This window comes from Novosphingobium sp. LASN5T (assembly GCF_003856955.1).
GTDB lineage: Bacteria > Pseudomonadota > Alphaproteobacteria > Sphingomonadales > Sphingomonadaceae > Novosphingobium.
Genome location: NZ_RQSI01000015.1, coordinates 50,174 through 63,206 on the forward strand (window position 1 = coordinate 50,174; position 13,033 = coordinate 63,206).

A 13,033-nucleotide genomic window follows, 5' to 3' on the forward strand; every position below is an offset into this window, starting at 1 on the left:
TTCAGCCATCCCCCCGGCGCAGCTGGCGGCTGTAGAGCCAACCAATCCCGATCAGGCTGAAGCCGAGCGCGACGAAGCTGGCAATGCGGAGCAGCCCTTCGAGGCCCGAGGCATCGAACAGGAAGACCTTCACCACGGCGGCCAGCATCAGCACCAGGGAGGCGATCCGCCAGTCGTGCCGCTTGCGGCGGATGCCCCACAGCAGGAAGCCGATGGCGAGCGCGATGCCGAGGATCGAGCGGAGGATGTCCTCCGCCGGGCTGACTCCGGGTTCGACCAGCGAAGTGCCGTGGAACGCCTGCCGCAGGCTCGCCCAGGCGAAGCCGGCCACTGTCAGCATCAGCACGGGCTGCATCGCGCGGTCGATGATCCTGACGGCGGCGGGCAGGGCCTGCGCGAGCTGGTAGAGCGCCAGCGGCAGAAGGACGAACAGCGGGATCAGCAGGTTGAGCGCGGGAAGCGCGCCAACGTGCTGCGCGCTCCACAGCGGGTTGTGGAGCAGCAGGCTGTACCACAGGCCATGCAGGCCGGCGGCGACCGTCAACACGGCGGCCGGCACGGCCTGCTCGGCCGGATCGCGCCGGCCGCGTAGCAGGAGCCCGCCAGCGCCGAGCAGCATGCCAGACCAGACCAGCCGTTCGAGGAGGCCGGTTGCAATGAAGTCCGACCCAAACAGCGCCGCAAACAGGTGGCGATAGAGCCCGTGCAACGCCACGCCTCCGATGACGCCGCCGATCACAGTCAGATTGACCAGCGGGATGCGGGGCAGGCGCGTGCGCTGCAGCCAGGCCGCGCCACCCAACAGCAGCGCGGGGATGGCGAGCCGCCGGACGAGCGCCAGCGTTGCAAGATCGGGGTGATCGAGCCGCATCGGAAAGCCGGCCAGCGAACGGAGCGCGTGGTCCGACCACTGCACCAGCGGCAGGAAAGCCCAGCCGAGAACAAGGCCGACCAGCGTAACGCCTGCCGCGCGCAAGGCCGGCCAAGGGAGCGCACGGCTCGATCCGGCAAGGGCGATCAGGCCCAGCGATGGCACCAGAGGCAGAGCAATCGACGGCACGACCTGCGCCAGCGCGCCATATCCGGCTAGCACCGCCGCGACCTCTCCGGTCCAGCGCAAGGCCCCGATCCGTGCGCGCAGCGCGAGCAGGAGCCCGGGCGCCAGCAGCGCGCCCCAGCGCATCAGGGCAAGCACGCTGGCGGCGGCCTCGCTACCTCCGGTCAGCCGCCCCCATTCGTCGAGCGGGCGCGTTCCGGTCATCCCCAGCAGCAGCACCGCCGCTGCCGCGAACGGCAGCATCAGCGCCTCGTCACGCGCCTGTTCCCGCCGGCTGAGCGCCGCGAACAGGGCAACAGCGACGGCCGAGGCGATGATCGGCAGGGTCCAGCCCGGCACGCGCTGCGCCAGCGCACCATAGGCGAACAGGCCCGTGAGCAACCAGGCGCACCGCCGCAGGTTGCCGCTCCCCGCCTTCCACGCGAACAGGGCGAAACCCAGCGCCAGCCCGGCCCAGCGCAGCAGCGAGGTCAGGCCCGCTCCCGCGCCGAGGCCTTCGACCAGCGCGTTCGGTTCGGCCAGTGGGGCGGGGACGAAAGTGGCTGCAAGCTGCACCAGCGCCAGCCCCCCCAACGTGGCGGCGATCGGCTCTAGCCGGCGGTCGTCGGCTCTCGCGGAAAGGCCCAGCACGGCCAGCGCCACCAGCATCGTCCACAACGGAGCCTGCCAATGGGCGAATGCGAACCACGCGGCGATGATGAGCAGGCCGCCACCGGTTGCCAGCAACAGGGCGAAGCGCCGGTCTCCGCGCCGGTCGGGCGCACGCCAACCGAACGCGTCCGCGCCCAGCGTCAGCAGCGCTCCGCCGAGCGCGCACAAGGCTACGGGAAGGCTGTAGCCCGTCCACACATGCTCCGCATGGCGCAGCCCGAGCAGCGGCGCGGCCACGGCGATACCCGCCAGCTCGACCGCGCGTTGCAGGCGTGCCGGCGCTTGCCACAGCCTTGCCAGCAGCGGCCCCGCGTGAATCGCGGCGAGCGCCAGCCCCATGGTCAGCAGCCAGCCGGTTGCCGGATGCGGCCAGAGCATCAGCAGGAGGAACGACAGCGCCGCGCTCAGCGTGGGCACGATCGCCAGTTCGCGTTCGCGCCAGGCAAGGAACTGGCCGGCGGCGGCGATCAGCGCGAACAGGCCCCAGTGCAGCGGCATGAACCCGCCGAGCGCGACCAGCAGGCCAAGCTGCGCGGCGCCGATTACGGCGGCGGCGGACCGCAGCAGGCGTTGCGCCGCGCCGGCGAAGGCGAACAGCGGCAGGACAAGCGCCAGCAGCACCACGAAGCCGCCGATCGACAGCGCCCCGACCGTTTCCAGCGCCTTGCCGGCCAGGATCAGCCACAAGCTCCACCCCGCGCCACCGAGCAGGGCAAGAAGGGCTAGCCACGGCCAGCGCTGCGCCCGCGCCACGCCTGCAAGGCCGGCGATGGTGAAGCCGAGATAGACGGCGAGCATCGGCACGTTGGCGTCCAGCCCCACCGTGAGGGCCGGCGCGGCGAGGCCGCCGGCCAGCCCCAGCACGGCGCTGGGCATCCCGTGGCGCAGCGAGAGCCACAAGGCTCCGCCTGTCACCAGCGCGAGGCCGGCGAACGCCGCGAGCGGAGGGATCAGGTGATAGAGGTTGGCGGCCACCAGCAGCGCCGCATAGAGCGTGGAAATCCCGGCGCCCGACAGCGCCTGGCTGACGCGCGGATCGGCCACCCTTTCGCGCGCGCGCCACGCCCATTCGGCCGCACCGATCAGGCCGAAGCCGAACAGCATACCGCAGACTGCCTGCACGCCCGGCGTGAATATCCGTCCGAAAAAGCCTTGGTCGATGGCGTATTTGACGATCAGCACGCCGGCGATGGCGAGCGTGATCCCGCCGGCCCAGATCGGCAGCTTGCGCCCGAACAGTTCCTCGAAGTTGATCGCCGCGCGGCGCATGGCCGGGGCGGGTTCCGGCTCCGGAGCAGCCTCAGGCTCGTCCGGCGATTCCACCGCGGGTTCGGCCGGCATTTCCCAGGCCATCGCCGGTAGCGTTTCGACTGCCGGTTCGGGAGAGGGAGGGGCCGTTTCGATTTCGGGTTCGGGTGCCGCTTCCGCCGGTGCTTCCGGCTGCGGCGCAAGGACCTCGGCCACCATCGGCGCGGGCGCTTCCACGGGCGGCGCGACCGATTCGATACGCGGCATCGTGCCTGCCGCGATGCGCCGGCGCAGTTCGTCCTCCACCAGCCGCAGGCGGCGCTCAAGCTCGGTAATCCGCGACCGGGCGCCCAGCAGCAGCGCCCCGCCCGCGAACACGATCAGCGCGAGGATCAATCCCATCACCGGTTCTCCTTGGGACCGGATGCTACCCTAAAAATTATCATTGTTCAATTTAATAATAGACAGTGTATAATTCAGTGCTATCGTATCGTCTGCGCCGCATGGAATCGGCGCGTCCGCAAGAGGGATGCCTGCGATGAGCAGAGGGTACTGGAAAAGCCTGAAACGCGATCTGGAAGCGCCGATCGAGGCGCGCCGGTTCGGCACGGGCTGGTTCGCGGGGTTTTTCGCGATCGTGCTGGCGGTGGCCGGCCTGTGCTTCGTGGCGGCGCTGCGCTGGCCCGAATGGTTCGCCATGCCCGAGCTGGCGAAGCTGCGCGACATGGAGGGCTTCCGTCCATTCGTGCACCTGACCCTGCTGAGCGCCTATGCGCTGGCCTTGCTCAGCCTGCTGCTGCGCCCGCGCAAGGCGCTGGGCGGCACCGCGCTGGTGCTGGCGCTGGCCGCCTCGATCCTGGGCGGGGCGGCGGTTCAGCCGCGCGAAACGCATGACTGGGGCGTGTTCTTCGGCGTCGATTTCTTCGCGGTCAACATGATCGCCACCGGCCTGATGTTCGCGCCGATCGAGCGCATCTTCCCGCACCTTTCCAAACAGCGCCTGTTCCGCACGGAATGGCGCGAAGACCTGTTCTACTACCTTGTCAGCTCGATGCTGGTGCAGTTCATCACCTTCCTAGCGCTGGCCCCGTCGAGCTATGTCAACACGCATGTCGGCTGGCTCGACCATACCCGTTCGGCCGTGGGCAGCCTGCCATGGCCGGTGCAGTTCCTGCTAGCCATGATCCTGACCGATCTGGCGCAGTACTGGTTCCATCGCCTGTTCCACCGCGTGCCGTTCCTGTGGGGCTTCCACGCCGTGCACCACAGCGCGAAGGCGATGGAATGGCTGGCCGGCGCGCGGATGCATTTCGTGGAGATCGTGCTGCTGCGCGGGGTGACGTCGCTGCCGCTGCTGACGCTGGGGTTCGCGCCGTCGGTGATGCAGGCCTATGTCGGGATGGTCTATGTCTATGCCTCGCTGGTCCACGCCAACCTGCGCGGCGATTTCAACGTGCTGGGCAAGTTCGTGGTGGTGCCGCGCTTCCACCACTGGCACCACGCGATCGAGGCGGAAGGCGTGGACAAGAACTTCGCCATCCACTTCCCCATCCTCGACCGGCTGTTCGGCACGCATTATTTCCCCGACAGCGAGTGGCCCACCGGATACGGCGTTCCCGAGCGCGTGCCCAACGGCTATCTGGCGCAGATGAAGTATCCGTTCGTCCGTCAACGGGGATGAGCAGGCAGAAATGAGCACGCAAAACTGACATGGGCCGCCGATCCGACCACTCCCGCCCCGAACTGCGCGAAATGATCGTCGCGGAAGGGCATCGCCAGATGCTGGAAGTGGGCTTCGCCCGCTTCTCGGCGCGGGAGGTCGCGAAACGGATCGGCTATTCGATCGGCACGATCTACAACGTATTCGGCACCTATGAAGGGCTGATCCTGGCGATCAACGGCCGCACGCTGGACCTGTGGCGCGACTATCTGGAGACCCGGCTGGCGGGCGAGCATGGCGACCGGCTGAAGCGGGCGGTCGATGCCTATTTCGAATTCGCCGTCGTCAACCGCCATGCCTGGGCGGCGCTCTATGACTTTCGCCTGCCCGACGACATGGAACCGCCGGAAAGCTATGCCCGGCAGGTGACGGCGATCTTCGAGATCGTGGTGGCCGAACTCGTCGCGGTGCTGCCGCCGGAGCGCGGCGGGGAAGCGCCGGCGCTGGCGCGATCGCTGCTGGCGACCGTCCACGGGCACTGCTTCTTCACCATGAACGGCACGTTCCGCATTCTGGGCGAAACCGATCCGCTGGCCGCGGCGCTCGCCCGCGTGCGCGAAGCGGTGAGGGGATAGGCTCAGCGAGCCTTCAGCACGCGCGGCAATGTCGCGCCCATTACGGTGAGCGCTTCGGGTCCATACACGCTGCCGTTGCGTTCGAATTCCGCCTGCGTGATCCGTTCCGCCCCTTGCGCGCCGAACAGCACGACCTCGTCATCGAGCCGGACCTTGTCCTGCCAGCCAGTGACGTCCGCCATCATCGTGTTCATCGTCACCCGGCCGACCACGGGGAAGCGCCGGCCGCCGATCAGCACTTCGGTGCGGTTGCGGCTTTCCGCCTCGAACTCCGGCCGGTTGGCGTGGCTGAACCCGCGCCGGTAGCCATCGGAATAGCCGATCGGAATGTTGGCGAGCCAGCTTTCGCGGTCGAGCCGATAGGTGCGGTCGTAATTGACGGTCTGCCCGGCGGGATAATGGTTCACCGCCGCCACGCGCGACTTGATCGCCATCGTCGGCTGGAATTTATCGGTCTTTGTGCTGCCCGGATCGCCATAGATCGCGCCGCCCACGCGCACCATGTCGAGCCGGGTTTCGGGATGCTCCAGCGTGGCGAAGGTGTTGGCGGTGTGGCGCAGCAGCGGGCGGGTATCGAGGCCCGCCGAGGCCAGCCAGCGGACGTCGTCCTGAAAGCGCGCGAACTGGCCGAGGATGTCGGCGGCTTCCTCGCTGGGATAGTGCGTCATCGCGCCCGTAATGCGCAGGCTCTTGAGCGCGAGCAGCGCGCGCGCATCGGCCTGGCCATAGAGGCTTGAAAGCTCCACGCCGTTGCGGCTCATGCCCCCGGCATTGAGCGCGAGGTGGACCGCAAGCGCCCCCTTCGGCTTGCGCGCGTGCCACAGCGTTTGCAGCCGCTCGGCCGCGATCGGATTGGCGATCAGTTCGGTGATGCCATGGGCGAAGCCGTCCTCCATCTCCTCGGGCGTGGCGGTGCGGATGCGGATCAGCCGGCCGCGAAAGCCGAGCTGGCGCGCCACGCGGGCCTCGTCGTTCGAGGTGATCGCCACGTCGGCCACGCGCTTGCGCAGGATAGAGGGGATCAGCAGCGCGATGCCGTTGCCATAGGCATCGGCCTTCATCACCGCGCACAAGCGCGTGCCGCCGGTCCATTGGCGCACCGCGTCGATATTGGCCTCGAACGCGCCGGCATCCACTTCGATCCAGCCATTGCGCCGCGCGGCGCGCGCCGCGGTCAGGCCGAAATTGCCGGCCGACAGAATCGGCGCGGCAAAGGCGCGGCCAGCCCCGAAGGCGGCCAGTCCGGCGCCGGCCTTCAGAAAGCCGCGCCGCTGCATCAGAGGCTACCCCGCTTGAGGAACTGGCCCGGATAGCTGCCGGTCGGCTTGCCCTCGCGATAGACCATCACGCCGTTGACCATCACGTCGGAAACGCCCGTGGCCAGCGCGCCGGGGTTCTCCACCGTGGCGTGATCGGCGATAGTATCGGGGTTGAACAGCACCAGATCGGCCTTGTAGCCGGGCTTGATCAGGCCGCGCCCTTCCAGCCCGATGTGCTCGGCCGAAAGCGCGGTCATCTTGTGGATCGCTTCCGGCAGCGTCAGCCGGTGCTGTTCGCGCACGTAGAGCCGCAGCACCTTGGCGAAAGCGCCGGCTCCGCGCGGGTGCCGCGATCCGACCATGCCGTCCGAACAGATGTTGCTGTTGGGCCAGGCGATGAAATCGGCGACGTCGGCGGGCGACATCGCGGTGCCGATCACCGCTTCCACGCGCTCGGCATCGGGATGGGCCTTGCGCCAGGCCTGGGCCGTCTGGATCAGCCAGAGATAGGTCGCGGCCGGTTCCTCGTGCCGTTCGGCGGCGATGTCGGCGATGGTGTGGCCGACATAGGCCGGGTTGGGCGCATAGAAGCCGAGCAGCATGCCGGCGGGCGTGGTCAGGTGCGTCAGCGCGAAGCGCGCGGCGGCGATATCGGTGAAATCGCGCTTGGGGAACAGCACGGTCAGCGTCGATTGCCAGTATTCGTAAGGATAGACATCCGCCGTGACCTTGATCCCGCGCGCCCGCGCGGCATCGAGCTTGGCCAGCACCTTTCCGGCATCGCCCCAGCGATCAACGAGGCCCAGCTTGAGGTGCGAGATCTGCACGGGAACACCGGTCTTCTCGCCCAGGTCGAGCAGTTCGTCGAGCGCGGCGTCGAACGTCAGGTCCTCGTTGCGCATGTGGCTGATGTAGCGCCCGTGATCCGCCTGCGTGGTGCGGGCGAGCGCGAGCAGTTCGCCATGGTCCGAATAGATGCCGGGATCGTATTCGAGTCCGGTGGACAGGCCCAGCGATCCGGCCTTGAGATCGGCGTCGAGCAGCGCCTGCATCTGGGTAACTTCGGCGGGCGTGGCGATGCGCTTGTAGTCCTCGCCCATCACCTTTTCGCGCAAGTAGCCGTGCCCGGTATAGGCGGTGACGTTGACCGCGGCGGGCCGCGCGGCGAAGCGGGCGGCGGTTTCGGCGAAGGGGCCGTCGCTGCCCCCGTCCTGCCCGACGACCACGGTGGTCACGCCCTGCGCCAACAACACCGGCATCGCGCGATCGGCATAGTCGCCCCGGTCATGATGGCTGTGGCTGTCGATGAAGCCGGGCGCCAGCGCCAGGCCATCGCCCCGGATCACCGTGTCGGCGGGCGTGGCCGGCAGATCGCCGACCGCCACGATCCTGTCGCCATCCACGCGGACGGAGACCTTCTGCCCCGCCGCGCCGGACCCGTCGTAAACCGTCGCCCCGGTAATCAGCGTCGAAGCGCCGGCCGGTCCGGCGAAAGCCAGCGCGCTCGCCAGCGCCAGAACGACCGTCCGGGATTGCCTTGAAATCAGTCCGCCCATATCACCCCCTGCTGCCGGGGGTGCGCGGTGCCCGCGATGCGGCCGCAAGACACCCGACAAACCCCCGTGGTGATCCTATTCGCGCCGGTTTGCGCTTGTCACGCCCTTAGGAACGGCGATGCGAACAAAGGTGTGCGCTATGCCGCCCGGGAAGCCCCGCTCCCCATCTCCAGCGCATAGTCCCCGCGGGCGAGGACAAGGCTGAGCGCGCACAGCAGGCAGGGCACCGGCAGGATCAGCAGCGCCTTGTCCAGCCCGATCCGGTCGGCGATCAGCCCGGTCACGAACGGCCCCGGCGCCAGGCCGAGCAGGTTGTTGCTGAGCGCCAGGACGGCCATCACCGTGCCATGGATCGCGCGCGGCGTGAGGTTCGCCGCCATCGCCCCGGCAATCCCCGCCACGCCGGCAACGACCAGCAGCGCGCACCCGATCAGCATGAGTTGCACCGTGCCGGGCGGCGAAAGAAAGGCACCGGCAAAGAACGCGGCTGCCATCAGCGCATAAACCAGCGCGATACGCGGCTTGATCGCCGGATCGCGCCGGGCGAGGCGATCGCCCACCACGCCGCAGGCAACCATGCCGATCGCGCAGACCAGCAGGAACAGCGCGGTCGTCCGGCCCGCGCGATCGATCGGCATGGCATAGTACCGGGTCAGCAGCAGCGGCAGGAACACGGAAAGCGCGCCGGCGCAGAACAACTGGCTGCCGCTGGCGAAATAGGTCAGCCACAGCAGGCGTCGTCCGAACAGCTGGCGCCCCAGCACGCGCCAATCCAGCTTCTCGCGCGACGGGGCGGGGCCGAGGCGGCTTTCGCGCACGATCAGCAGATAGAGCGCCGCCAGCACCAGGCCGGCTCCGCCGATCGCCTCGAACGCGCTGCGCCAGCCGTGCGCGGCCGCGATCTGGCCGCCGACCGCCACGCCGACCATCTGCCCGACGACCGAGCCGGCGAGAAACGAGGAAGACAGCGTCGAACGCAGGCCCACCGGAAACACCGCCAGCACCACGGCGATGCCCACGCTGCCATAGGCCGCCTCGCCCACGCCCACGAGCAGCCGGGCGAACAGCATCTGGTGATAGCTCTGCGCCAGCGCGCCGCCCAGCGTGGCGAGGCTCCACAGCGTTGCCATCGCGAACAGGCTGCGCACGCGACCGAACCGGTCGGCCGCCAGCGACAGCGGGAAGGTGAGCAGGCCCACCGCCAGCGCGACCACGCTGGACAGCGAGGCGACCTCGGCATCGCCCAGGTTCCATTCGGCCTTGAGCAGAGGGTTGACCGCGTTGAGCACCTGCCGGGCCATGTGATCGGACATCAGCAGCCCGAAGCTCAGCGCGAACACGATCCAGCCATAGGCGCTCGTCCGCTCCGGGCCGGGCTGATCGATCGCGACGGCCGCGTGCGCCATTCAGAACATTCCACCGTTGGGGCTGATAATCTGGCCGGCATGATGCCGCTGTGTTCTTCCTAGTTCAGGCCCAGAATAGTTTCTTTTGAATTTGCGCCAATGAATTCTCTATTTGCGCCATCGATGGGTTGGCATTTCGGGCGTTATCCGCCCGTATGAGGCATGGCGGCGGCGGGATGGCGCACGCAGGCGAGCGTACCGCTCATGATGATCGCTCCCGCCACGCACAACGGCAGGACAAGACCGGCATGGATGACCATCAACGCGCCCCCGGCCGCGCCCGCGAAAATGGCCAGGATCGCGCCGAGCCTGCGGGAAAGATTGGGGTTGCCGCCCCCCGCCAGATGGGAATCGGCGGCGATGCCGGTGATGGTGAGCGTCAGGACGGTAGTAGTGAGGTCCGGCACCTTGAGCTGGCGGACGGTGGCGTTGCGGAAACCCATGGCGATGGCGGTCAACGCGATGATCGCGAACAATGCGGCCTCCGGCTCCTGTGCCGGCACGCGGAAGGTCAGCGCCACCGCCGCCGCCAGCCACAAGGCGATGGTCTCGATCAGGGCGGAGATGGTCAGCCAGCGGCGCAGCGGCTCGCGGCCGAACCGCTGGCCGACCCGGCCCGCCAACAGCGCACCGCCGAAGAAGGCGAGCAGCGCGACGAGATAGGGCGCAATGCGGAAGCCGGGGGTGCCGGCGGCGGCGAAGCCCAGGAAGACGATGTTCCCGGTCATGTTGGCGGTGAACACCTTGCCAAGCCCCAGCACGCTGACCGCATCGACCAGCCCGGTGGTGACCGACAACAGCAGCAGCAGGCCCGGAAGGGGCGAGGTCGACGGTTTGCCGGATTCAGACATTGCTTGTTCTTCCTTGGTCCTAAAAACGGAAATTGCTTTCGAAGCCGATCATGGTGATGGTGTGTGCGGGGCCGGTTTCGCGGATGAAGGTGCCTGGTGTGAAGACCGAGAGGGAGCCGGACAGTTCCAGTTCGGCCGTGGTTTGCCAGGCCAGCGTGGCTTCGGCTTCCTTGCCGATGAAGCGGGCGCGGCTGGTGCCGGGCGCGCGGATCAGGTTGCCGGGAATGTCATAGACGCCGTCGCCCGCCGTGTAGCGCCAATAGGCCATGGCGGCGATGCTGGCGGACCAGCCCTGGCCCAGCGGCGCGCTGATCCGGGGATTGAGGCTGACGATGTTGGTCGGCCCCACGGGAGAAAGCTCGCCGAAGTACTTGCCCTTGGGGAACAGCGCGTTGAACGTGCCGAGATGATTATCGCGCGGATTGCGGTCGCCGCTGACCACGTTGAAGCGCACGGTCACGTCGGGCGAGAGGTGGCCCAGCGGCACGGCGCGGCCCACCTCGCTGCCCAGCGTCCAGGCGGCGATCGGCCGCCCCGCAAAATTCCCGAACTGGTAGACACCCTCGACGTTCCAGTGCCAGTCGGCGCGCGCGCCGTGGAGCCGCGCGCCGATCGTGTGGCGCCGTTCCTGGCCGGATGCCCCGCCGAAGCGGGCATCGCGGTTGCGATAGCCGAGATAGTAGAGGTCGAGGCCCGGCACCGTGGCGTAAGCGCCCCACAGCGCTTTCGTGGGGGACGTGCGATCGTCGAAGTTGCCGGGGCCCGAGACCACCGGCTTCACCGCCAGCAGGCTGAGCTGCGCCGGCCCGTGGGTAACGATGGCGCGCACGCCGTCGAAGGCCAGCGGCACGTTCGGGCCATAGCGCGTGCCGACGAGCCGTTCGGTGCCGAGCGAGAGCATCTGGCGCCCGGCGCGCAGGGTGACCGGCCCCGTGCCCACTTCGGCGAAGCCTTGCAGCAGGTCGATCCCGGTGCGGTCGACCGGCCCGGGGGCGGGGGCGACGCCGGCGGCATAGGCGACGATGGGCTGGGCGAACAGGCGCACCGGCCCGGCATGGAGATCGGCATAGGGCAGCGCGCGCACCCACAGGAAGCTGTCGTCGGGCGCCTGCGCGCCGCCCCACAGCGCGTTGCGGTTGTTCTCGTTGCGCAGGCGCACCTCGATGCCCGTGGACAGCCAGGCATCATCGCCCAGCGGCATGTACTTGAAGGGGCCGGTCCAGTGGTGGGCGCGCTTTGCCGCGTCGGCCAGGTCCGACCAGTCCTCGTCATAGCGCGTGATGCTCAGCGTCGGCGCCTGCCAGGCTTCGGCGGTCTGGGCGGCCGCCGGGGCGGGCCGTAGCGAGGACGGCACGGCGAGCAGCAGCGCGAGGAGGACACGGCGCGCCATGTCACCGCGCCTGTCGCGCCACCAGCGCCACCAGCACGAAGCCGCCCGCCAGCCCGAGGTGCTCGAAGAAGGCGTTGGTCGCCATGAACCGGTCCGCGCCGGCGGGCAGGGTCCAGAAGGCGTTGGCCAGCGTGGCCGCCAGAAGCGTGAACACGCCGAGCATGCCGGCGCCCAGCCAGACGAGGCGGCCGGCAAGGATCAGCAGCGGACCGGTGATCTCGACAAGAATGGTAAGAGCGGCCCATAAGCCAGCGGGATGCAATCCAAAATGCGCCTGCTCCGCCAGCGCGCCCGGCCAGTCCGCCAGCTTGGTCACGCCGCCCAGAAGGTAGGCGCTGACCAGTAGCAGGCGGGCGGCGAACCACGTCGGCGTCCAGCCGAGCAGCTGGTCCACGAAGCGGGGCGGGGCATCGGCGGCCATGTCACTGCGCCGCCGCGGCGTGGATTTCGGCGATATAGCCGCCGGGGAAGCGCACGATCGCGCTCTGGCGGGCGTTGGCGGTGAACGGGGCGACCAGCGTCTCGACACCGGCGGCCTTGGCCCGCGTCAGCGTGGCGGCCAGATCCGCCGTCTCGTAGCCGGTCATGTCGCGGCCATAGGGCCAGGGAAGCTGCCCGTCGGTGACGAAGACGACCATCCGGCCATAGCCGCTGTCGATGGCGACGCGGCGGATCGTCTTGCCGGGCTGGCCCACCTCGGCCCCCGATGCGGCGCGGTTGTCCGCCGTGACCCGGCCGTGCGCGAAGCCGGTCCAGCTCGCGATGAAGCGGTCGGCGGCATCGGCCGTCAGGTAGATGCGGTTCTCGGGCACGGTGGCGAGCGGCGCGTAGCTCGGCTTGGCGGTGTGCCAGTAGAGCTGCATGTTCACGCCGCCCGGCCACTGGATCACCACGTCGCGCCCGATCGGATCGGGAAAGGCATCGAGCCGGCGCACCGCGCCATGCTTCACCGCGGAAGCGATGGCGGCGTCCATGTCGGTCACCAGATAGCCGGTGCGCTCGTCGCCGAAGGGGTAGGGGATCGGCGTCTTGAAGCCGAAGGCGGACACCGTGCCGGCGGGCGTCAGCGCAAGCTGCGACTTGGTCAGGCTCCTGGTGGGCGTGACCTGGAATTCGCCCTGCTTGCTGGTGCTGCCGCCGAAGGTGGCGACGAAGCTGGCGACGAAGGTGTCGAAGGCGTCTTCGGGCACGTAGACATGGGTCGTGTCGTACTGCGGCCCCACGGCGTAGTCGGCGGCGGCGGCGGCGGCATCGCGCGCGAACGCTGCCGGTGCGGACAGAACCAGACTGACAGCAGCAAGATAGGCAAGCTTTCTCATG

10 protein-coding genes are annotated in these 13,033 nt (G+C 68.9%); 2 read left to right on the forward strand and 8 right to left on the reverse strand.

Annotated features, from left to right (window positions below):
* Position 1: 1 nt before the first annotated feature.
* Positions 2-3,358: a DUF2339 domain-containing protein gene (locus EH199_RS11875; RefSeq protein ID WP_124809468.1), complete on the reverse strand. Its 3,357-nt coding sequence runs from the start codon at positions 3,356-3,358 to the stop codon at positions 2-4.
* A 136-nt stretch (positions 3,359-3,494) separates the two neighbouring features.
* Between EH199_RS11875 and EH199_RS11880 the strand changes: the two genes are divergently transcribed.
* Positions 3,495-4,637: a sterol desaturase family protein gene (locus EH199_RS11880; protein WP_124809469.1), complete on the forward strand. Its 1,143-nt coding sequence runs from the start codon at positions 3,495-3,497 to the stop codon at positions 4,635-4,637.
* Positions 4,638-4,666: 29 nt separating this feature from the next.
* Entirely contained in the window at positions 4,667-5,251 is a 585-nt protein-coding gene (locus tag EH199_RS11885) for a TetR/AcrR family transcriptional regulator (RefSeq protein ID WP_124809470.1), read from the forward strand.
* Positions 5,252-5,253: 2 nt separating this feature from the next.
* Here EH199_RS11885 and alr read toward each other — a convergent pair whose 3' ends face one another.
* From alr to EH199_RS11920, 7 genes are all read right to left on the reverse strand, one after another.
* A complete protein-coding gene (alr, locus tag EH199_RS11890) occupies positions 5,254-6,528 on the reverse strand; it encodes an alanine racemase (protein ID WP_124809471.1) in 1,275 nt (424 codons plus the stop codon).
* Entirely contained in the window at positions 6,528-8,066 is a 1,539-nt protein-coding gene (locus EH199_RS11895; protein WP_124809472.1) for an amidohydrolase family protein, read from the reverse strand. Before EH199_RS11895 ends, alr begins: the two co-directional genes overlap by 1 nt.
* A 137-nt stretch (positions 8,067-8,203) precedes the next feature.
* A complete protein-coding gene (locus EH199_RS11900) occupies positions 8,204-9,472 on the reverse strand; it encodes an MFS transporter (RefSeq protein ID WP_124809473.1) in 1,269 nt (422 codons plus the stop codon).
* A 143-nt stretch (positions 9,473-9,615) separates the two neighbouring features.
* Positions 9,616-10,323 (reverse strand): YoaK family protein, encoded by a 708-nt coding sequence (locus EH199_RS11905; RefSeq protein ID WP_124809474.1) that lies wholly within the window; start codon positions 10,321-10,323, stop codon positions 9,616-9,618.
* A 19-nt stretch (positions 10,324-10,342) separates the two neighbouring features.
* Entirely contained in the window at positions 10,343-11,713 is a 1,371-nt protein-coding gene (locus EH199_RS11910; RefSeq protein WP_124809475.1) for an alginate export family protein, read from the reverse strand.
* Between the two features lies 1 nt (position 11,714).
* Positions 11,715-12,134, reverse strand: coding sequence for a DoxX family protein (locus EH199_RS11915; protein WP_124809476.1), 420 nt, complete (start codon positions 12,132-12,134; stop codon positions 11,715-11,717).
* A gap of 1 nt (position 12,135) precedes the next feature.
* Complete coding sequence (locus EH199_RS11920; protein WP_124809477.1) at positions 12,136-13,032, reverse strand: glyoxalase; 897 nt, start codon at positions 13,030-13,032, stop codon at positions 12,136-12,138.
* Between the last annotated feature and the right edge of the window lies 1 nt (position 13,033).

Coding starts and splice junctions, on each gene's coding strand:
- EH199_RS11875 (WP_124809468.1), bottom strand. CDS start 3,358: ATGGGATTGATCCTCGCGCTGATCGTGTTCGCGGGCGGGGCGCTGCTG.
- EH199_RS11880 (WP_124809469.1), top strand. CDS start 3,495: ATGAGCAGAGGGTACTGGAAAAGCCTGAAACGCGATCTGGAAGCGCCG.
- EH199_RS11885 (WP_124809470.1), top strand. CDS start 4,667: ATGGGCCGCCGATCCGACCACTCCCGCCCCGAACTGCGCGAAATGATC.
- alr (WP_124809471.1), bottom strand. CDS start 6,528: ATGCAGCGGCGCGGCTTTCTGAAGGCCGGCGCCGGACTGGCCGCCTTC.
- EH199_RS11895 (WP_124809472.1), bottom strand. CDS start 8,066: ATGGGCGGACTGATTTCAAGGCAATCCCGGACGGTCGTTCTGGCGCTG.
- EH199_RS11900 (WP_124809473.1), bottom strand. CDS start 9,472: ATGGCGCACGCGGCCGTCGCGATCGATCAGCCCGGCCCGGAGCGGACG.
- EH199_RS11905 (WP_124809474.1), bottom strand. CDS start 10,323: ATGTCTGAATCCGGCAAACCGTCGACCTCGCCCCTTCCGGGCCTGCTG.
- EH199_RS11910 (WP_124809475.1), bottom strand. CDS start 11,713: ATGGCGCGCCGTGTCCTCCTCGCGCTGCTGCTCGCCGTGCCGTCCTCG.
- EH199_RS11915 (WP_124809476.1), bottom strand. CDS start 12,134: ATGGCCGCCGATGCCCCGCCCCGCTTCGTGGACCAGCTGCTCGGCTGG.
- EH199_RS11920 (WP_124809477.1), bottom strand. CDS start 13,032: ATGAGAAAGCTTGCCTATCTTGCTGCTGTCAGTCTGGTTCTGTCCGCA.